Source organism: Sulfitobacter guttiformis, assembly GCF_003610455.1.
Lineage (GTDB): Bacteria > Pseudomonadota > Alphaproteobacteria > Rhodobacterales > Rhodobacteraceae > Sulfitobacter > Sulfitobacter guttiformis.
The window spans coordinates 1,272,736-1,291,423 of the sequence record NZ_RAQK01000001.1; the positions used below are offsets into that span (position 1 = coordinate 1,272,736).

Here is an 18,688-nt window from a genome sequence, read left to right on the forward strand (position 1 = left end):
TTTTTAATTGGACAGCATCACCGCTTCGACACGCCTGTTTGCCTCGCGTCCCTGCGCCGTCAGGTTGGTGGCAAGCGGCGCGATATATCCAGCCCCCTGCACTTCTAGACGCGCAGCGGCCACACCGTGACGCTCGATCAAGTATCTGCGCACTGCATCTGCACGGCTCACCGACAAGGCGGCGTTAACGTCCTGACTACCGACATTGTCAGTATGCCCAACCAAAGCGACGCGCATATCCTGCTGCGCAGTCATCTGCGCCGCTAATTCCTCAAGCACATCAAAAGGACCCCGACCCAAATCGGATGTTCCACTCTCGAATTCGAGCCCGCCTAGGACAACACGACCGTTCTGGACCAATTGTTGAGACAAGCTCGCGGCCACTTCAGTCTGCGCAGGCATCGCAACATTACCCGCCGCCACGACCGCACCAGTAGCGGTTCCCGCCTGAATGATCTGGATAAACGATGCACCACTGGACGCACTGGCAAGGATCGTCACTGCCTCCTGCACCGCACCGCCAGGGCCGCGCAACGCAGACAACACATGGAAATTGCGGATATTCACGTACATGTTCGGTGCTGGTAGTACCTCCGCGGCAAAGCGGAAATCATAGCCGCCACAAACTTGCGCATCACAATCCAGCACTATGCGGTATCCCGCCTCGACAAGCTGGTCGCGTAGTGGTGCGGCCAGTTGCAGCGGCGTAAGGCCCGCCACGTCAATGCGCCACGCGCTGCGCGCTACAGTTCCCTCGATCACTTGAGTGGGTAGGACATCATCCGCAAACGGGCCAACCGGCACAAGGAACCTGTCTTGTGCCGTGTCGCGGGTGATCATCTGGCGCGCGCCCGTGGGCAGTTGTAATTCAACCGCCTGCACGGTCCCTGCGATGCTGATCAGCAGCGCACCCAACCATGCTCTCATCGTGCTTGCGAGTGATATGCTTTGTTCGGGCGCATGTCGGACGCACTGGCGACGCGGTTGGTCATATTAAAGAATGCTGCCACGCTCGCGATATCCCAGATATCACGGTCAGAAAAACCGGCAGCGCGCAGGGCTTCGCGGTCATCCTCCTCGATGATTTCAGGTGCTTCCGTCAGCTTGACGGCGAAATCCAGCATCATGCGGGTCTTCATATCCAGATCGGCAACGCGGTAGTTCATCACCATCTGCTCGCCCAAAATCGGATCACCCGATAGTTCTCGCACTGCCGCGCCATGGGCAGTCAGGCAATAGAAACATTTGTTCACCGCTGACACGACCACCGCGATCATCTCGCGCTCAAGCTTGCTTAGGCTACTGTCGCCGAGCATCAGATCGTTATAGAGCGCTGTGAATGTGTTTAGCTTTTCAATATCGAATGCATAGGCCTGCAGTACATTCGGGATCATGCCCAATTTTTCGGTGCAGATGTCGAAATACTTCTGGGTTGCCGGCGGCAATGGATTAACCATCGGCAGATCAAGGGCGGTAGGTGCGTCATCAGCCATGTTCAGGCTCCTTCAGTCAGGGGATTGGCGGTAATGATATGTGCCGACAGCGGTAAAGCCCAGCTTGGTATAAAGTGCAGTGGCGGATTTGTTCTCGGTCACGCATAAAACAGCGATATGGCTGGCACCATGTTTAGCGCCCCAGAACGCGGCAGCACGCATAATCCATTGCGCTACGCCTTGCTTCCGCTGGTGCGGCAAGACCTCGACAGCATGCACCATCGTCACGCCACCATGCACTCCGGCAAAGGCGACACCTCCCGGCTTTTCGTTCCAGCGGGCCAAAATACCAGTTTTAAGTTTTGCACGGCCCATTACTTCCAGCCGCTGAGCGCCGACACCGCCTGCCGCCCAAATCTCTTTCATGATCGCCAGCGGCTCCCAAATGGTAAAGCAAGTGACACGCGGGATCGGAATATCTGTGAGCAAGTCAATGGGCGCTACAAGCATCTGGACCTCGTCGACGCGTGCATATCCGCGCAGGTCAAGCATCGCATCAAGCGCATCATCACCTGTTCGGATCATGAAAAGCGGGCGCTGACCCATGGCCCGCATGGCAACCTCGGCCTGTTCTATGTCATTCTCCGACACCGCGCCCAGCGCCGTTGCGGCTGACACGCGCTTGCCCCCCTCCGCGCCATCGCGCAAGGTCAATGGCCCTTCATTCCAAGCGCGCGCAGGCGGCCACGTGGCTTCGCAAACCTCGATCAGTTTCTCAGTATCGGGCGTCATGCAAACGCTTCCGAAAGCTTTGTCATCGCTTCGTCCAACAGCGCGACGTCCTGCCCGCGCACGACAATATTTGCGCCGTATTTGCCATCCCGTTGGAACGGATAGCTGCCCATCGACAATCCGGGGTAAGCTTCTGCCAGCGCGCCCAGCGGTCCGGCAATGTCACCCTCGCCGCGATGCACGGTAAGCGTTTTACTGATCAACGGTGATCCTCCCGTAAGCGTGGGCAGTACACTTGCCACCATCGCTTTAAAAACACTCGGCACACCTGCCATCACATGCACGTTTTCAATAATAAATCCCGGTGCTGCGGAAACCGGATTTTCGATCAGCTTTGCATCTGCAGGAATACGCGCCATGCGCAGGCGCGCCTCGTTCAAATCTGTGCCGGCCTTTTCATAATGCGCCTGAAGAATTGCACGCGCATCACTCCGCACATCTATGCTTTGAGAAAAGGCGGCAGCCATGCAATCAGCCGTAATATCGTCATGGGTAGGACCGATGCCGCCTGACGTAAACACAGTATCGTAAGCCGCCGCAAGCGCTCTGACGGCGGAAATGATCGCATCGCGCTGATCCGATACGATGCGCACTTCGGCCAGTGTGATCCCGACCTCGGTCAACTCCCCCGCGAGGTAGTGCATATTTGCATCCCGCGTCCGTCCCGAAAGGATCTCGTCTCCGATGACCAGCATCGCTGCGGTTGGATTCTTCATCTGCCTCTCCTTGAGCCTGTGTCGCTTACCGTATAGCCCCATGGTATGCGCTTTCAATCCGATCTTGTCCCTGCCCGCCTCATCCGACGCTATAAACGCTTCCTTGCCGACTGCACGCTGGAGGACGGAAGCGAGATTGTCGCCCATTGCGCCAACCCCGGTTCGATGATGGGGCTGGCAGACAGCGGCACCAAAGTTTGGCTTGAGCCCAACGATGATCCTAAGAAAAAGCTGAAATACGGTCTCAGACTGGTCGATCACGAGAACGGGCATATGACGGGAGTCGATACATCGCTGGCCAACCGCATAGTGCGCGCCGCGCTAGAAGCCCGCGAGATTGACACACTGGCCGCATACACGACTGTGCGCGCGGAGGTGAAATACGGCGATAACTCCCGCGTCGACTTCCTGTTGACGGAAGAAGGCCTGCCAGATGTCTATGTCGAGGTGAAATCGGTTACGCTGTGCCGCAGCGCCAATTTGGCCGAATTCCCCGATTCTGTGACAGCCCGCGGGGCTAAGCATATGCACGATCTCGCGAATGTGGCGCGCATGGGCCATCGTGCAGTCCTGTTATATCTGGTACAGCGTACCGACTGCACCCATGTGGATATAGCTGCCGACATTGACCCCACGTACGCTGCCGCCCATGCAGATGCTACAAAAGCAGGCGTTGAAACCATTTGCATCGGCACAGATATCAATCCGCAGGGAATAAGCATTTCTGCCCCTCTGGCCCTTGGGCGTCCCGCACGCTAAACAGGCGAAAACCAACGCCCTATAACTGACGGAGAGACTGGTGACAGACATCCATAAAGGTCGCACAACAAAAGACGGCATTCGCATCCACGAAGTCGCGGATTTTGCAGGTATGCGTGCGGCGGGCGCTCTCGCAGCCACAATTCTGGATGAAATTGCGGAGCATGTGACAGTAGGTCAGACTACAGCCGAGCTTGACCGGATTATCGAGGAAAAAATTATCGCGGCAGGAGCGAAATCCGCCACCATCGGTTACAAAGGATATCAGCATGCCAGCTGTATCTCGGTAAATCATGTGGTCTGCCACGGCATTCCAGGCGATAAAAAGCTGAAAGATGGCGATATTCTGAACATTGACGTAACCGTCATCGTTGATGGCTGGTTCGGCGATACCTCCCGAATGTATGTGGCCGGAAAACTGGCGCGCAAACCAGAGCGTTTGATCGAAATTACCCATGAAGCACTGATGAAGGGCATCGAAATCGTTAAACCGGGCAATACGTTCGGCGACATCGGCCATGCCATCCAGAGCTTTGTCGAAGGACACCGGATGTCTGTTGTGACGGATTTTTGCGGGCATGGTTTGGGTCGCGTCTTCCACGCGCCGCCAAATGTTTTGCACTACGGCAAAGCAGGTACCAAATCTGTGCTGGAGCCAGGGATGTTCTTCACCATCGAACCGATGGTGAACCTTGGTCGCGCCGAAACAAAAACACTGGCCGATGACTGGACTGCGGTAACACGCGATAAATCACTGTCTGCGCAATTCGAGCATTCGATTGGCGTGACCGAAGACGGGTGCGAGATTTTCACCCTCTCCCCTGCAGGCAAATTCCACCCGACATACTGACCGCGATACATCTGGCTGCCTAAGGCTGCGCGAGTTCAGCTGCTTTAGTCTACGCTTAAAAGCGTCACATGGGTGCTGCCGTATTTGCGGCGATCGGTTCTTGTGAACCCCCGAGGGGCCTCCATAGCCGCGTTCTCTTCCCAGACAACCAGCGCGCCTTTTACCAGCCATCCCCCTGCACGCGCCGCGAGAAGGGCCTGCTGACCCATCCCCTTTCCATAGGGCGGATCAAGAAAAACCAGATCGAAAGGCGCCGCAATCCATGCACCCAATTGTGTGGCGTCATTGCGCATCAATGTCGCATTGCCGCCTGCCCTGACTTTTTCAATATTTTGGGCAATCAGCTTTTGACCGACACGGCCGCTCTCGACCAATATTGCCTTGCTCGCACCGCGTGACAGCGCCTCAAGCGCCAGCGCGCCTGTGCCCGCAAACAGGTCCAAAACCCGCGCACCGCGGATCACATCAAGATGCGTCAGCATCGAGAACAGGCTTTCGCGCACGCGGTCCGAGGTCGGCCGCAGATGTGCCTCCGTATCTCCCTCACCTACTTCGGCCAAAACCGTGCCACGATATGTGCCCGCAATAATCCTCATGCGGTCAGCAGCGCTTTCATATCAGTTTGCGGGTCTGCAACTATTTCAGGTGCCGGCGACTTGCCAGCCTCAATGAGGCGCTTGCCAATCATATAGCCACGGGGATCATTTGCGGCATCCACAGCAAGCAACATCGCCCCGCGATAATACCAGAACGACACCGGCCCTGGCACCGCACCGCGTGTCACGACACGGTCATAACCAGTGTTCAGGCCTGCAATTTGCAATTTCACGTCGTACTGGTCCGACCAAAACCACGGCTTTGCGTAATACTCTTTTTCGGCGCCCATAATATTTTCGGCCACAACTTCCGCTTGCTCGATCGCATTCGGAACACTCTCCAGCCGGATCCGCGCGCCATTATGGGGAAACGAGGTGCAATCCCCTGCTGCCCAAACATGCGGAGCGCTGGTACGGCCATAACTGTCAACTGCAATGCCATTCTCAACAGTGATACCTGCGGCCTCTGCCAGTGCGGTCGACGGTGCGATACCCACACCGACAATAACAAAATCAACCTCGAGCGTGACCCCGTCAGTCAAAACTGCGCCACTTACTACGCCGTCTCCTGTCAAACGCTCGAGCCCCACACCTTCGCGCAACATCACGCCATGACTTTGATGCAAATAGCGAAAAAAATTCGACGTCTCCGGACTGGCCACACGCTGCAAGATGCGCGGCGCCATCTCGACAAGGGTCACTTCAAGACCCAGTTTTGCCGCAACTGAAGCTGCCTCAAGCCCGATATAGCCGCCGCCGACGATCAGCACTCGAGCACCCGCTACAAAGCGCGGCGCCATGGCATCCACGTCCAACAAACCGCGCACCACATGCACACCCTCAAGCGCACCCCCAATGGCGGCAGGCAGGCGGTGGGGGACTGACCCTGTTGCGAGCACCAGATCATCATAAGCAATGACTGTGCCATCGACCGTGATCTGTCGGGTTGTCGTGTCAATCGCCTCAACTGTGGCCCCAAGGCGCAAATCAATATTCTGCTCGGCATAAAATGCCTCCGGTCGCAGATAAAGGCGCTCCAACGCCATATCTCCCATCAGATATGCCTTGGACAAAGGCGGGCGCTGGTAAGGGGGATGGGCCTCGGCACCAATCAGTGTAATTTTTCCGTCAAACCCGTCATTGCGCAATTTCACCACACAAGACGAGCCCGCCTGCCCTGCTCCGATCACGATGATATGGCGCATGGTAATTCTCCCTGATGCACTGGCCCCTGCTGTGGGATGACCCTATATCTTGCTTCAGGCTAAACACAATCACATGAAAGGTGACCCCATGCCAATTTCCCAAGGCGATACGCTCCCCGAAGCAACACTGGTAAAGATGGGCACCGAAGGCCCTGCGCCGGTCAAGATGAGCGATCTGACAAAAGGCCGCAAGGTCGTCCTGTTCGCGGTACCGGGTGCATTCACGCCGACCTGCCATTCCGCGCATGTCCCCAGCTTCGTTCGCACCAAGGGCGAGTTTGATGCCAAGGGCGTGGACGAAATTATCTGCGTTTCATGCAACGACCCTTTTGTGATGCAGGCGTGGGGCGAGGCGACAGGCGCCACAGCCGCAGGCATTACCATGCTGGGTGACGCCTCCTCGGAGTTCACAAAGGCGATCGGCATGGATTTTGATGCAGCACCCGCCGGTCTGGTGGCACGGTCCAAGCGCTACGCGATGTTGGTCGAAGATGGAAAGGTAACCCTGTTGCAGGCAGAAGAAAGCCCCGGCGTCTGCGAAGTCTCAGGTGGCGAAAGCCTCCTCGCCAATATGTAATATAATTAAAGAGGGCCGCGATTATACCGACGCACTCTCACTTATAGGACACGATTGGCCCCCGGATTTTTATTTGGGGGCCTTGTTTGTATGATCCAGAAAAAAAATTTACGATTTATCAATCGCTGAATTCGCCAATTTAGCATTCTAACCTTCTTTATTTTGGCATAATTTTTCGAGATTATATAAACTGGAGAAAAAAGAGTTTCGTTGACGGCAGCATGACGGCTAATGCTGGGGAAACGTTCACAAATCGGCAGCATGAACGATATATTCAATATTTATTCGCGCATTACATCGATAGCGGCAGTGTAGGGGCAAGCGTACCTTTGTGAGGCCTTACCAGATATCGATGGCCTAGACGGCTTTCTGAGCACATAATGTTGCGCGAGTTCAGCGCGAAAATTTCCGCGTTACACAGCAAACCCACACGCCCCTGCGATCCGGCGACTTACGGCCCAAAGCCGCCGTTAGACCGCCACACCCGATGCTGCGGTGCAGCCAGTTATTGCGGCCATTCGTGCTACGTGCAGCATCTTGGCGGGCAAACCGTCGGCCTGCGGACAAGGGCAACTTGGCCGAAAAATAGACTGCGAGATAATATTAGATATTTGGGGCTAACTTGATGCTTGTTTCATCAACCATGTAATTCAGATGATCGAAGGTTAAGCAATGGCTGGGCATTTTTGTCCGCTGCTGCGACCGTGTTTTGGCCGCAGGAGCTTAGTATTATGCTGATCAAGTTTCTTCAGTAAGCGCACTCAGACACGCTTCTGCCAGCTCTCGGTCCGGATTTTCAGCACCCAGTGGCGTTGCCCACCCAGCATCTTCAATAACGCTGCGACGCTTATAGCTTCTGGCCTCATCAAGTTCGGCCATTATAGCGATTAACCTTGGATCGTCTTGTGAGTTCTGGATGCAATAAGGCGTGAGTGCCATAGCAACCGCAGCGACTGAGACTTCCTCAGACATATCTGAAGCTGACCCACTTGTTACCCATCCACCCCAATTAAAGCCGATGATTGAAATGGCAATTGCACCTGCAACAGCGCCCATGAGTGCTGGTTTCGTTCCTTCTGGAATCTGCATTATATTGACCGATCTGTTTGAGAAAAAGAAATCGTCTTTGCGCAGGCCATACATGTGTCATACGCAATTCTTAGTGAGCCCGTTTCATAGTTATGTTAGAGCTTCAAAGCACGGGCATCAGAATATTTAAGGGCCTGAAAATGTTTATTTTTTAGGTAAAATTCTCTAACCTTCCAGATCACCACGGATACTCTGGTGATCATCCCCCTGTTTCCCGAGAATACTGCCCAGCGAACTTTTCATTTTGCTTGCCGCACCCTTGGCTGCCTGCTCAGCTGTCAATGCTGTGTGTGTCACGACTGTAGGTTTCTGGCCCTTAAGCCGCGCTTCCAGCATGCAGTGTTTTTCCGTCTCGCCCTTAGTGCCGCCAACGGGATTACTGAGATGAACTTCAATACTGCTGATATGGTCTTCGAGGTTCGTCAACTCGTTTTGAACCAAGTCCCTGATGGCATTTGCGAGACCTTCACTGCCATCCATACTGTTGTCAGTACTGATTTTTATGCGCACACCTGTTCTCCTCAAAACATCTCTGCAACAGCGAGATGTGGACTGATACTTCGTTGAGGTTATCCCCCTGAATGTAGATGCGCCCTGATCTGGATCAGGGTGCAAAATCAGCCGGGAAGCAAATCAACGCGACAAAGCAGTCTTCGAAGGTGCATGGACCATGCAGAGCTATCAACCGCCCAAGCGAGCACTTTCCGCATCGCCGGATTGTTCCACAGGAACCAGCGCACGGACCAGTTTTCGCATGTCCAGAACGCCAATCGACTTTCCGTCCTTCATCACAAGGTAGCTACGAGATGTATCGCCTTCTGACAGCGCAATCACAGATTCCAGTGTATCATCGTGATCTATCTCGCCCGCCCGTTCACCTGCCGAGTCTGCTGTCTTGGTCATGACAGACCGGACCCGAAGCACTCGTGCGCGGTTGATGTCGCTGACGAAGTCTTCGATATAGGGGGCAGCGGGGTTTAGCAGGATATGCTGCGGTTCACCCTGTTGGATAACAGAGCCGTCCTTGAGGATCACCAGATGGTCCGCCAGTTTCAGCGCCTCGTCCAGATCGTGGGTGATGAACACGATGGTCTTTTGCAATTCTGCCTGTAACTCGATCAGGAGACCCTGCATGTCTGTCCGGATCAGCGGATCGAGGGCTGAGAAGGCTTCGTCCATCAGCATGATATCCGAGTTGCTGGTCAACGCCCGTGCGATCCCTACGCGCTGCTGCATGCCGCCTGACATCTGATGCGGATATTGCTCCCCTTGACCTTGCAAGCCGACGCGGTCCAGCCATTTGCGGGCCTCGTCCGCGTACTGCCGTTCGTTCTGTCCCGCAACAGACGGGGCAAGCCCTGCATTCTGCAACACTGTGCGGTGCGGCAATAGGGCGAACTTTTGGAACACCATCGACATCATGTGTTTGCGCAGCTCTCGGAGCTGGGATTCACTGTAGTCGAGAATGTTCTCGTCATTGACCCACACCTCGCCCGCCGTAGGTTCGATCAGACGGTTCAGGTGCCGGATCAGCGTCGATTTACCCGACCCTGACAACCCCATGATCACTGTGGTTTTCCCCGCAGGCACATCGACATTGATATCGTTCAGGCCAAGCACATGATCATGCAGTTCCAGCAGGTCCGACTTGCTCAACCCATCTTTGACATGTTGCAAGGCGGGTAAGGGATCGTCGCCAAAGATCTTGTAAAGACTGCGGATCGAGATCTTGATTTCTGTATCGGTCATATCCGTTATCCTTTATCGCGACTTGCTGACATTAATGCGGGCAAGTGCCGCCTTGGTCACGCGATCCAGAATGATCGCGAGAAGGACGATACCCAAGCCTGAAAGCAGGCCGACGCCAAGCTCCAGCGACCGAATTCCGCGGAGAACCAGCACTCCCAGACCAGGGGCCGACACAAGCGAGGCGATCACAACCATTGCGAGGCTCATCATGATGGTTTGGTTCACGCCGGCCATGATGTTTGGCAGCGCAAGCGGGATCTGCACGTTGAACAGCTTTTGCCGCTTAGTCATGCCAAAGGCGTCTGCCGCTTCGATCACGTCCGGGTCGACCAGACGAATGCCCAGATCCGTTAGGCGAACCACTGGCACAATCGCGTAAAGAATGATCGCAATCCCGTATAGCTTTGGCTCGGTTACCGAGAACAGGAAGATCAACGGGATTAGATAGACGAAGGGCGGGAGTGTCTGGAGCATGTCAAGAATGGGGATCATAATGCGCTGCACCCGGTCGCTCCGAGACATTGCAATACCAATGGGCACGCCCAGCAAAACACAGGTTACCGCGCAGACAAAGATGATCGCAAGCGTCTGCATCGTATAGCTGTAGTAATCGACAAAGCCCAAAAAGCCGAAGCAGATCACGACGAGTCCAACAAGTTTCATCTGCCGACTAACGGCCCAGGCAATCAGCATTAGCAAAGGAATCATGATGAACCATGGCACCGCCTGCATCACCCAAAGTGCTTCGTTCAGCGCCCAACTCAGCGGCTGTGTCAGCGGATCGACAACCACTTTCAGACTGTCTTTAATGGCCAGAAACCCTTGCTCCAGCCCGCTTGTCAATTCGCGCGATTGCGGAAAGGCGGTGCAGGCTTCGTGCAGGGCATCCATTGACGGAAACGGAGTTTCCCACGCTGATACCTCAAAATCGCTACCGGATGTTTGAGCAAGCAGTTGCGACATGGACGTCAAGCCGCCGCCGTCATCTCCGCTGCTACCGCACCAATTGCGCAGGCCAAGCCCATCGAATACGAAATCATACGTCGCCATTCATCCCTCACACGGGCTTAAATCGCGGCCCTTTTCCTATTGATATGCGTCATCACCGAAAGGGCCGGATCATCTGATCCCGGCCCCGTCAGTTGGTATGCCTTGAGAAGCTGGCAATGATGTGCAGCCCTCACCCGACAGACAAAGGGCCGCACCAAAAGCGCCGCCCTGATTTTCCTATTGCAGCAGAGGTGCCAGCTTTGCAGTGGCCGCATCGTTAATCCAGTTGCTCCACTCATCAGGATTATTCTTCAGGAAATAGACAGCCGCTTCCTCGTTCGAAGCGTTGTTATCTTGCTTCCAGGCCAAAAGCTGGCTCATCGTGTCCGTCTTGAAGGTCACGTTGCCCATCAGCGCGGCAACGTCAGGATGCGATGCCATGAAATCCTTGGTTACAATCGTCAGCACGGGGGCCGCCGGAAAGGATGATGCTTTGGGATTAGGCGCATCGGCATTCTGCATAGATTCAAATGCCTCTGCGTCGTAGCCGCCCAGATCAACACTTGTCATGTCGAACATACCAAGTGGCGTTGTTGGGCCCCAATAGTAACCGAACCAAGGCTCTTCGCTTTGGTAGGCCGCTGCCATGGATGTCGCCAGCGTTTCGCCAGAACCGTGATTGAAGACCTCGATGCCACTGTCTTCAAGATTGAACGCGCGGATCAGGTTGTCATTCACAATGCGGCAGCCCCAGCCATCTGGGCAGTTGTTGAACATGCCACCGACAAGCTCGGGGTTTGCCATCACGCCTTCGATTGTCGCAAGTTCCGGATGCGCTTCGACCAGATAGGTCGGAAGCCACCAGCCTTCGACACCGCCTGGCTCAAGCACGCTGCCAAGCTCTTCGATTTTGCCGTCCGCTTTCAGCTTTTCATACGCATCACCGGCCGAGTTTTTCCAAAGCTCGGTCACGATGTCTGGCTCGTTGTTCTCGGACAGCGACGTCATCGCAGGTGTGGTGTCGGACGGGACAATTGTCACGTCGCAGCCATAGCCCTGTTCCATTAAAAACTTGGAGACAGCTGTAACGATCGCGGCCGAGTCCCAGTTCATCTGGGTGATTGTGACGTCGCCGCATTGTTCTTGTGCCAAGGCAGTAGTGGGGGCCGCAAGTGCTGCGAATGCAGCGCCATAGATAAGGCGTTTCATAGGGCGTATCTCCTTATTTTTCTTATTATGCTGGGTTTCAGCCAAACTTGTGGCGCACCCGCACAAAGCCCATCAACATCGCAATCGCATTCTGGCAGTCGAACTGCTCATTCTATTCTACAGAAACAGAAGAATGTCGATTTGCGACGGACAATGTCGCTTTCAAGCCAACGGGTACCCTATTGCAGTTGGGATGCAACCGCATAATTGTTAGCGGTCCTCAACATCCAAGGCGACTTTGGTCTATAGGGCGACATTCGCTGCGACCAACACTGATGTCAGCAGAGCGGCTCGCTGTAGGCTGATCTTGTTGAGATTCAAGGAATTAATGGTGCATTTATTGCCAGACGGCATGCATCTGACGGCTTCATGCTAGCCCAGCCTACATATTCAGTAGCGTCTAAGGAAAACACAAATCCGCTTCAGTGCTTCTCGAACTTTCATGTTCCGGCCAATCACCAGATGGTTAGCCGGGATGCAGCCCACGTGGCAGGGGCACCCAGTCTAAATTAACTTATCCGGTTGTGGTTAGGTCACATAGATGAAAGCCGTTCAGGAAAAGGGAGATTTATAATGAACGGCAAACTCAGACGCGCGACAGAGATTGACCGAGTTTCAGAGCTTCTGGGACTGCCCGAAGAGATTAATGATTCAGCTTCTCTGAACACCGAAATTGCAAAAGGTCTTCCGGTAGAATCCGTGGAGAAAGTTCTGAAGGTATTGGGGTCCAAACCTGCTCTAAACATTATTTCAGACAGAGCGTATCGCCGGGCAAAAAGCGAAAAGCGCCCGATAAGCGTCGCAAATAGTCAGGTACTTTTTGATTTCGCTCGCGCATATGTGGTTGCAGACAGAGTTCACCATGGCAACGGTGCGTTGGTGATGCGGTTCTTTGAGAAACCGTGCCAAGACTTTGGAGGCGCTGCACCAATGGCTTTAGCAATTTCAAGTCCTGCCGGTGCTGATGCCGTGATCGATTTGCTTAATCGGTAAGCCAATTTGAGTAATTTTGACGAGGCTATTTTGGCAAACTTTCCGAATGGCAGCTTCCCGCCCTTCAAGTAGCACACACCTCATTGAGGCGGATATCAACTATGATTGATACAATGAATAATATCAAGAAGTGCGGGTTGTATGACGCACCATTTACAAAAGTGTCGCCAGTCCTACTTGCTCTTCCTCCTGCACGCTTGGAAAAGCTAACACGTTCTCGCAACGAGTTATGAACGTTGATGCAGGTTGAATCGTGGCCTGTATCACCCGGCGAAAAATCCCGGCGTTCAATCTTTCGTCTGCTATATGCCCCTGAATGCACAGTTTTTTATATGCTGTGCGATATCGCGGAGACAGGATAGGAAAACCCACCGTTTGGTTGGTTTCACCTGAGGCCTAATTGTGCTCCGGAGCGAAAGACTGGGAAAAGCTTTGGACGCAAAGTTCGATATTGGGAAGGGTATTGCTCTACCCAATCGATCTGTTGTGACTGCAGGGGTCAGGTTCTTCGCGGTCCATATTTCAAGTACTTCCCAAATCTCCAAATCTGGATGCATGGTTCGAAATGATCGAAATGCCTTGTCAAAAGCCGCCAATCGGCTCTGGCGTGCCGGCTTTGTAGCGTTGTTATCAAAGTGGATAACATGCCATTCAAATTTGTCCGCTTCGATCATATCTCGAAAAACATGTGGAACAGTTCGGGCCATTGCACCCTCTTGCTCGCCCACCAAAGTTATCTTTCCCGGAGGAACAAGTTCCAAAAGCGCCGCAAGTTGAGCCACTTTCGCGGAATTTGAAATAGTAATTTGCAAGTAGAGCGATTTCGTCCGCCCTTTCGTAAGCATCGTGAATAGCCCACTCAATCTCGTCAGTTTGGGATGAAGGGTCTCGCGAAGTCGCATCTACAATTTTCTCGGCAAACAGCCGGAGCTGCGACTCAGCTGATGCAAAAAGTGCAGCTTCGTCATATCGTACGCTGGGGCGCTGAAAGTGCATCAATGGCGCCGTAAATTCAGCGTTTCCCTTCAGCGTGTAGTGCTTCCGCAGCGGTGGCGGGTTACCGCTTCGAGATAGGTAATGCTTGGATATAAACGTAACGGGATCAACAGTGGGATCAATATCTACGTCAATCCGAAATACGGAGCCGGATTGAATATCTGCGCTAACCGCGCAGTTAAGGGCTGTTATTCTTCGATCTCGGGATGGTTCCCAGTTAACACCGAGAACAATATCATCGTGAGCAATTCGGGTGTGTCTCGACTTTTGGGATCTGGTATTTTTTGCGCGCCATTGCGTAAGTTGCGCTTTCTCATAGGCCAATAAGGTTTTTTCAAACCAAAAAATCCTAGAATATATCGTCCTCACATTGGCCTTACGACCTCCGGACGAAGGTAACCGCTTCAGGCCGTTGATACTGGCGTCATTAACCAGATGTTTGAGAATGTTAATGGTTTAGAGAGACCGTGAATGTCGCGCCTTGCTTTCCCTTGCAGGGTTTGTGCAGCAGGCGAATACCTGTAACCTTTTGCTTACTGTTGCCTGTTGGCTTTTTGCCGTTAGCGCCATTAAGGGAAAACTCATCTGGATTTGAGAGATAGTTAGTCCCACAGCTTCCGCAGCTTAGCCCTGTCAGCAGGCCATTTTGAGACAAAACCCTTTGCAGCTCATCATCAAATTGTTCATTAGATAAGACTGGCAGCTGGATGCCGCATTCCGAGTTTCCTCACACATTGAAGTTCACCACCTGTCCTGGGGCTGGGAATATTTGCGCTAACGACAGTTTTTAAATACTCTTGCCCAACACCTTCCTTTCCGAAGTTTTGACAAGAGCGCTCACGACGTAGAAACCATATTGGCTTGTTGACGCATTTACGAAAGCCCAATCCGCAAGAAATCTAAAAGGGCTCATGCGCGGCTTTCAGCGCCCAGACAATACCCCCTGATCACATGAAGCCATGCGACAATTACAGCTCAAAATCAAAAGGTTGCCGAAAATTAATTCGGCAACCTTTGTTGGCAGTGTCCTACAGTTGAAAATGCTTCACGATGATACGCGGCCCTTTTTTTGATTCTGCACCAGTGACTGCAAGCTTAATTTAGCCTGCTTTTGCCTGAACCATCGTTCTGGTCGGGAAGGGAATATCGATCCCGCCGGCATCCATCGCCTCTTTGACATTACGGGTGACATCTGCGCGATAGGCAAAATAGACAGATGCATCGCACCAGACCCGCACAAGAAAATCAACAGAACTGTCGCCTAGATTAGTCACCTGAATGAACGGCGCAGGATCTGCGTGCGAACGCTCATCCGCCATGATCGTGTCGCGGATGATCTCCTCGGCCTGTTTGAGGTTCACGCCATAGCCCACACCAAACGTCCACTCTGCACGGCGCGTCGTGTTGGTCGAATAATTGGTGATAATATTGCCCCACACTTTTGCGTTGGGCACGATTACCTGAACATTGCTCAAATCAGCCATTTCGGTAAAATTGAGGCTGATCGCCTTTACCGTGCCCATTTTGTCAGCCACTTCGACGAAATCGCCAATTTTTATGGGGCGAAACAGGATCAGCATTACCCCAGCCGCCACGTTGGACAGGGTCCCCTGTAGCGCAAGGCCGATCGCCAGGCCCGCCGCACCAATAATCGCCACCACAGATGTAGTCTGGACGCCGAAAGTATTTAGCACGAAAAGGATCGTGAACCCCATGATCACATAGCGTGCAATCGAGGCCAGAAATTCGAACAGCATATCATCAAGATGCCTGTTCTTTTTGCTTAACTTGACGATACGGCCCTGTACCCAGACGGATACTGTCCACCCGATAAACAGGATCGCCAACGCCCCCAGAACCGAGCCTGCCGTAGACGCCAAAAACTCCAGAGTTAACAAATCAGCAAGGGTTTTTCCCTGCCAAAGCTCAGCACTCATTATATTTTTCAACGTTTCCATTTTATCAAAGTCCGTCCATCTTGCGCGCCAACTTGGCATCCAAGGTACTCAGCCCGTCAACATCATGCGTTGTCAGTGTGACTGTCACCTTGTTGTACACATTGGACCATTCGGGGTGATGCCCCCACTTCTCCGCCCAGATAGCCGCAGAAGCCATCCAGCCAAAAGCATGGGCAAAGTCGTCAAATTTAAATGTTTTTACGATTGCATCCCGCCCGTCCACCATTTCCCAGCCATTTTGCAACAGCGGGTCAAGCAACGGGCCACGTGTCTCAGCGCTTAATTTCTCGGTCATTCCTGTTCCTCGATTTCAGTCTTCTTGAAAGGGCCATATTCGGTCAGCACCTCGATTTCTTCATCCACGGCGGCCCGCTCTGCTTCCAGATAATCACCCACCGCGCGGGCGAAACCCGCATCGCGCATCCAGTGGAGCGACCACGTCGGCGTGGGCAGATACCCTCGCGCCAGCTTATGCTCGCCCTGCGCGCCAGCTTCGACCGTCCCTAACCCCATGGTGATGGCAATGTCGATGGCACGGTAATAGCACAGTTCGAAATGCAGGCATGAGTGGTGCTCGGTACAGCCCCAATAACGGCCAAACAGAGCATCCGCTCCGATAAAGTTTAGCGCGCCGGCAATCCAGCGGCCGTTTCGCTGTGCCAAAACCAGCGCCATATCATCACGTAAGACCTCTTGCGCGATATCAAAGAATGCGCGGGTCAAATAAGGTGTGCCCCATTTTCGCATACCCGTATCCTGATAAAACACCCAGAAAGCGTCCCAGTGCTCGGGCGTAATCTCGTCGCCCGTAAATGTATGGATTGTCCCCCCGAACCCTTGCGCCGTAGCGCGTTCCTTGCGCATATTCTTACGCTTGCGGGAACTTAGATCGTCAAGGAACCCGTCGAAATCTGCGTAGCCGTCGTTGCGCCAATGGAATTGCTGGCTCTTGCGCGGCATCAGACCCAGCTTCTCGGCCCTCTGCGCCTCATCGCCGGTACAGAATGTCACGTTAAGCGAGCTCAAATTATTGTTTTGCGTCAGCTGCACCGCACCCTGAACCAGTGCATCAAAGCCGGCCTCCTCAAAGCCTGTCCGCGTTAAAAACCGCCGCCCCGTCGCAGGGGTATGCGGCACCGCGACCTGTAACTTTGGATAGTAGTGCCCCCCTGCACGCTCGTACGCACTCGCCCATGCGTGGTCGAAGATATACTCGCCTTGGCTGTGGGATTTGGCATAAAGCGGGGCAACACCGATGATCTGTCCCTCGATACTTGCCGTCAGGTATTGGGGCTGCCAACCTGTGCCCGGCCCCACGCTGCCGCTGTCTTCGAGCGCTTTGAGAAAACGGTGCGTGGTGAAGGGATCATTCGGCCGCGCTCCGCCAACAGCCTCGGGGCAAGCGCAGGCATCCCAGTCTGCTGCGTCAATATCCGACAGCGACCCTATGATCCTGATTTCGACCTCTTGCGCGCTCATTGCGGTATCCTTGTTGGCAACCTGACTGGGGCTAAAGGTGGCACGCCGCGGCAGATGTTCAAGCGCCGGATACGGCGGCATAGCCCTCAAAAGTAATCGTATCCACTACACGGCGGGCTTTGGCCTCTTGCGCGGCGCTGCGCACTGTCCAGCAATTGATCACAGCTCCTGCATTTTTCAGCTCGGACACGCGGTCACTGTGAAGGTCGTCAACTTCGTGGCTGATAAAGGATGCGCCCACACGGGTATAGTCGGGGATGCCCCGCAGCACCGCGCAGGTCGCAGCAGAGAGTGGCCACTGATCAGGCCTGTAGGCAGAGGTTGTCAGGCCACGTGGCACATCCGGAGAAAGTGCCTGCATCATTGCAACTGCATGGGGATTGAATGACATCACAGCAACGTCCCCCTTGTAGCCATGCAATGCCGTCGCGGTCGCCCGCTCCAACAGGCCTACTTTCGGGCCCATCGCGCCATCCTGATCCTTAAGCTCTATCAATAGCGGGACCTGCCCTGCGACGATCTCCAGCACTTCTTGCAGGTCCGGTATCCCCTCGTTTCCGCCGCGCAACGCGGTAGATTTGAGAGTATCTGCACTGAACAGCTGCACCGCGCCCTGCATCTCGGTCAACCGCTCGAGATGATAGTCATGGAAAACCATCGCCGCGCCGTCAGCACTCAGCTGGACATCGATTTCGATACCATAGCCACCCGCAATCGCCGCGCGGATCGCTGCACGGGAGTTTTCGGGGCGGCCTTTCGCCACATCATGCAGCGCACGGTGGGCGAAAGGCGTGAGCGCAAAGCTGCGCGGCAGGACGGGAGTGGTCATGATATTTCGAAGATGCCTTCGATTTCTACCGCAACGCCAAGGGGCAGCGCCCCTGCGGAAACGGCCGAGCGCGCATGGCGTCCCGCATCACCCAACACTTCGACCAGAAAGTCGGAACAGCCGTTGATCACTTTCGGCTGGTCGGTAAAGTCTTTTGTAGAGTTCACAAACCCTGTCAGTTTGACCACGCGCACAAGTCGGTCAATGTCGCCGCCACAGGCCGCTTTAACTTGCGCAAGCAACTGCAAAGCGCAGGTTTGTGCCGCAGCAGCGCCGTCTTCAACGCTCATGTTATCGCCCAGCACACCCAGGATCAGGCCGTCGTCGTTGCGCGAAATCTGGCCAGAAACATAGACGGTGTTGCCGACCTGCACAAAGGGCACATAATTCGCCGCAGGGGCAGAGGCGTCAGGCAGGGTGATGCCGTGGTCAGTCAGGCGTTTAGCAATGCTCATCTTGGATTGTCCT

The 18,688-nt window shown here is 54.1% G+C and carries 20 protein-coding genes; 4 read left to right on the plus strand and 16 right to left on the minus strand.

From position 1 onward, the window contains the following. Positions 1–3: 3 nt before the first annotated feature. From C8N30_RS06325 to C8N30_RS06340, 4 genes are read right to left on the minus strand one after another with little or no spacing between them, the layout of a single operon-like run. Positions 4–927, minus strand: a complete 924-nt coding sequence (locus tag C8N30_RS06325; protein ID WP_025063662.1) for an OmpA family protein — start codon at positions 925–927, stop codon at positions 4–6. Continuing rightward, on the minus strand, positions 924–1,493 hold the full coding sequence (locus C8N30_RS06330) for a peroxidase-related enzyme (protein WP_025063663.1): 570 nt from the start codon (positions 1,491–1,493) through the stop codon (positions 924–926). Before C8N30_RS06330 ends, C8N30_RS06325 begins: the two co-directional genes overlap by 4 nt. 12 nt (positions 1,494–1,505) lie before the next feature. Beyond that, the gene (locus C8N30_RS06335; RefSeq protein ID WP_025063664.1) at positions 1,506–2,225 is read right to left on the minus strand and encodes a GNAT family N-acetyltransferase; all 720 of its coding nucleotides are present in this window, start codon (positions 2,223–2,225) and stop codon (positions 1,506–1,508) included. Continuing rightward, positions 2,222–2,941 carry a competence/damage-inducible protein A gene (locus C8N30_RS06340; protein ID WP_025063665.1) on the minus strand — a complete coding sequence of 240 codons (720 nt, stop codon included), beginning with the start codon at positions 2,939–2,941 and terminating at the stop codon, positions 2,222–2,224. The genes C8N30_RS06335 and C8N30_RS06340 overlap by 4 nt, the downstream gene beginning before the upstream one ends. 45 nt (positions 2,942–2,986) lie before the next feature. On the opposite strand from C8N30_RS06340, the gene sfsA reads away from it, so the two are divergent. Together sfsA and map are read left to right on the plus strand one after the other, a co-directional pair. Then, positions 2,987–3,700 carry a DNA/RNA nuclease SfsA gene (sfsA, locus tag C8N30_RS06345; RefSeq protein ID WP_025063666.1) on the plus strand — a complete coding sequence of 238 codons (714 nt, stop codon included), beginning with the start codon at positions 2,987–2,989 and terminating at the stop codon, positions 3,698–3,700. Between the two features lie 40 nt (positions 3,701–3,740). Further along, positions 3,741–4,550: a type I methionyl aminopeptidase gene (gene map / locus C8N30_RS06350; RefSeq protein WP_025063667.1), complete on the plus strand. Its 810-nt coding sequence runs from the start codon at positions 3,741–3,743 to the stop codon at positions 4,548–4,550. Positions 4,551–4,594: 44 nt separating this feature from the next. On the opposite strand, the gene rsmD is transcribed toward map, so the two are convergent. Together rsmD and C8N30_RS06360 are read right to left on the minus strand one after the other, a co-directional pair. Next, positions 4,595–5,146, minus strand: a complete 552-nt coding sequence (rsmD, locus tag C8N30_RS06355) for a 16S rRNA (guanine(966)-N(2))-methyltransferase RsmD (protein ID WP_025063668.1) — start codon at positions 5,144–5,146, stop codon at positions 4,595–4,597. Further along, positions 5,143–6,351, minus strand: a complete 1,209-nt coding sequence (locus C8N30_RS06360; RefSeq protein ID WP_025063669.1) for an NAD(P)/FAD-dependent oxidoreductase — start codon at positions 6,349–6,351, stop codon at positions 5,143–5,145. The genes rsmD and C8N30_RS06360 overlap by 4 nt, the downstream gene beginning before the upstream one ends. An 88-nt stretch (positions 6,352–6,439) precedes the next feature. Between C8N30_RS06360 and C8N30_RS06365 the strand changes: the two genes are divergently transcribed. Beyond that, positions 6,440–6,928: a peroxiredoxin gene (locus tag C8N30_RS06365; protein WP_025063670.1), complete on the plus strand. Its 489-nt coding sequence runs from the start codon at positions 6,440–6,442 to the stop codon at positions 6,926–6,928. A gap of 738 nt (positions 6,929–7,666) precedes the next feature. Here C8N30_RS06365 and C8N30_RS06370 read toward each other — a convergent pair. The 5 genes from C8N30_RS06370 to C8N30_RS06390 all read right to left on the minus strand — a co-directional run bounded on the left by C8N30_RS06370 (position 7,667) and on the right by C8N30_RS06390 (position 11,965). Then, entirely contained in the window at positions 7,667–8,071 is a 405-nt protein-coding gene (locus C8N30_RS06370; protein ID WP_232222839.1) for a hypothetical protein, read from the minus strand. 111 nt (positions 8,072–8,182) lie between these two features. After that, positions 8,183–8,527, minus strand: coding sequence for an HPF/RaiA family ribosome-associated protein (locus tag C8N30_RS06375; RefSeq protein WP_025063672.1), 345 nt, complete (start codon positions 8,525–8,527; stop codon positions 8,183–8,185). A gap of 171 nt (positions 8,528–8,698) precedes the next feature. Further along, on the minus strand, positions 8,699–9,766 hold the full coding sequence (locus C8N30_RS06380; protein ID WP_025063673.1) for a quaternary amine ABC transporter ATP-binding protein: 1,068 nt from the start codon (positions 9,764–9,766) through the stop codon (positions 8,699–8,701). 12 nt (positions 9,767–9,778) lie between these two features. Beyond that, positions 9,779–10,816: an ABC transporter permease gene (locus tag C8N30_RS06385; protein WP_025063674.1), complete on the minus strand. Its 1,038-nt coding sequence runs from the start codon at positions 10,814–10,816 to the stop codon at positions 9,779–9,781. Positions 10,817–10,993: 177 nt separating this feature from the next. Next, positions 10,994–11,965 (minus strand): ABC transporter substrate-binding protein, encoded by a 972-nt coding sequence (locus C8N30_RS06390; RefSeq protein WP_025063675.1) that lies wholly within the window; start codon positions 11,963–11,965, stop codon positions 10,994–10,996. 573 nt (positions 11,966–12,538) lie between these two features. Between C8N30_RS06390 and C8N30_RS06395 the strand changes: the two genes are divergently transcribed. Continuing rightward, positions 12,539–12,958 carry an antitoxin Xre/MbcA/ParS toxin-binding domain-containing protein gene (locus C8N30_RS06395; protein ID WP_025063676.1) on the plus strand — a complete coding sequence of 140 codons (420 nt, stop codon included), beginning with the start codon at positions 12,539–12,541 and terminating at the stop codon, positions 12,956–12,958. 2,096 nt (positions 12,959–15,054) lie between these two features. Here the strand turns inward: C8N30_RS06395 and C8N30_RS06405 are convergent. Genes C8N30_RS06405 through C8N30_RS06425 form a run of 5 tightly spaced genes read right to left on the minus strand, consistent with a single transcriptional unit; the run spans position 15,055 to position 18,675 of the window. After that, entirely contained in the window at positions 15,055–15,912 is an 858-nt protein-coding gene (locus tag C8N30_RS06405; RefSeq protein WP_025063678.1) for a mechanosensitive ion channel family protein, read from the minus strand. A 4-nt stretch (positions 15,913–15,916) separates the two neighbouring features. After that, a complete protein-coding gene (locus tag C8N30_RS06410; protein WP_025063679.1) occupies positions 15,917–16,207 on the minus strand; it encodes a 4a-hydroxytetrahydrobiopterin dehydratase in 291 nt (96 codons plus the stop codon). Continuing rightward, positions 16,204–17,391 carry a GNAT family N-acetyltransferase gene (locus C8N30_RS06415; protein WP_025063680.1) on the minus strand — a complete coding sequence of 396 codons (1,188 nt, stop codon included), beginning with the start codon at positions 17,389–17,391 and terminating at the stop codon, positions 16,204–16,206. Before C8N30_RS06415 ends, C8N30_RS06410 begins: the two co-directional genes overlap by 4 nt. Positions 17,392–17,449: 58 nt before the next feature. Then, the gene (locus C8N30_RS06420) at positions 17,450–18,220 is read right to left on the minus strand and encodes a glycerophosphodiester phosphodiesterase family protein (RefSeq protein WP_025063681.1); all 771 of its coding nucleotides are present in this window, start codon (positions 18,218–18,220) and stop codon (positions 17,450–17,452) included. Next, positions 18,217–18,675, minus strand: coding sequence for a RidA family protein (locus C8N30_RS06425; RefSeq protein WP_025063682.1), 459 nt, complete (start codon positions 18,673–18,675; stop codon positions 18,217–18,219). The genes C8N30_RS06420 and C8N30_RS06425 overlap by 4 nt, the downstream gene beginning before the upstream one ends. Positions 18,676–18,688 lie beyond the last annotated feature (13 nt).

Coding starts and splice junctions, on each gene's coding strand:
- C8N30_RS06325 (WP_025063662.1), bottom strand. CDS start 927: ATGAGAGCATGGTTGGGTGCGCTGCTGATCAGCATCGCAGGGACCGTG.
- C8N30_RS06330 (WP_025063663.1), bottom strand. CDS start 1,493: ATGGCTGATGACGCACCTACCGCCCTTGATCTGCCGATGGTTAATCCA.
- C8N30_RS06335 (WP_025063664.1), bottom strand. CDS start 2,225: ATGACGCCCGATACTGAGAAACTGATCGAGGTTTGCGAAGCCACGTGG.
- C8N30_RS06340 (WP_025063665.1), bottom strand. CDS start 2,941: ATGAAGAATCCAACCGCAGCGATGCTGGTCATCGGAGACGAGATCCTT.
- sfsA (WP_025063666.1), top strand. CDS start 2,987: ATGCGCTTTCAATCCGATCTTGTCCCTGCCCGCCTCATCCGACGCTAT.
- rsmD (WP_025063668.1), bottom strand. CDS start 5,146: ATGAGGATTATTGCGGGCACATATCGTGGCACGGTTTTGGCCGAAGTA.
- C8N30_RS06360 (WP_025063669.1), bottom strand. CDS start 6,351: ATGCGCCATATCATCGTGATCGGAGCAGGGCAGGCGGGCTCGTCTTGT.
- C8N30_RS06365 (WP_025063670.1), top strand. CDS start 6,440: ATGCCAATTTCCCAAGGCGATACGCTCCCCGAAGCAACACTGGTAAAG.
- C8N30_RS06370 (WP_232222839.1), bottom strand. CDS start 8,071: ATGTATGGCCTGCGCAAAGACGATTTCTTTTTCTCAAACAGATCGGTC.
- C8N30_RS06380 (WP_025063673.1), bottom strand. CDS start 9,766: ATGACCGATACAGAAATCAAGATCTCGATCCGCAGTCTTTACAAGATC.
- C8N30_RS06385 (WP_025063674.1), bottom strand. CDS start 10,816: ATGGCGACGTATGATTTCGTATTCGATGGGCTTGGCCTGCGCAATTGG.
- C8N30_RS06390 (WP_025063675.1), bottom strand. CDS start 11,965: ATGAAACGCCTTATCTATGGCGCTGCATTCGCAGCACTTGCGGCCCCC.
- C8N30_RS06395 (WP_025063676.1), top strand. CDS start 12,539: ATGAACGGCAAACTCAGACGCGCGACAGAGATTGACCGAGTTTCAGAG.
- C8N30_RS06405 (WP_025063678.1), bottom strand. CDS start 15,912: ATGGAAACGTTGAAAAATATAATGAGTGCTGAGCTTTGGCAGGGAAAA.
- C8N30_RS06410 (WP_025063679.1), bottom strand. CDS start 16,207: ATGACCGAGAAATTAAGCGCTGAGACACGTGGCCCGTTGCTTGACCCG.
- C8N30_RS06415 (WP_025063680.1), bottom strand. CDS start 17,391: ATGAGCGCGCAAGAGGTCGAAATCAGGATCATAGGGTCGCTGTCGGAT.
- C8N30_RS06420 (WP_025063681.1), bottom strand. CDS start 18,220: ATGACCACTCCCGTCCTGCCGCGCAGCTTTGCGCTCACGCCTTTCGCC.
- C8N30_RS06425 (WP_025063682.1), bottom strand. CDS start 18,675: ATGAGCATTGCTAAACGCCTGACTGACCACGGCATCACCCTGCCTGAC.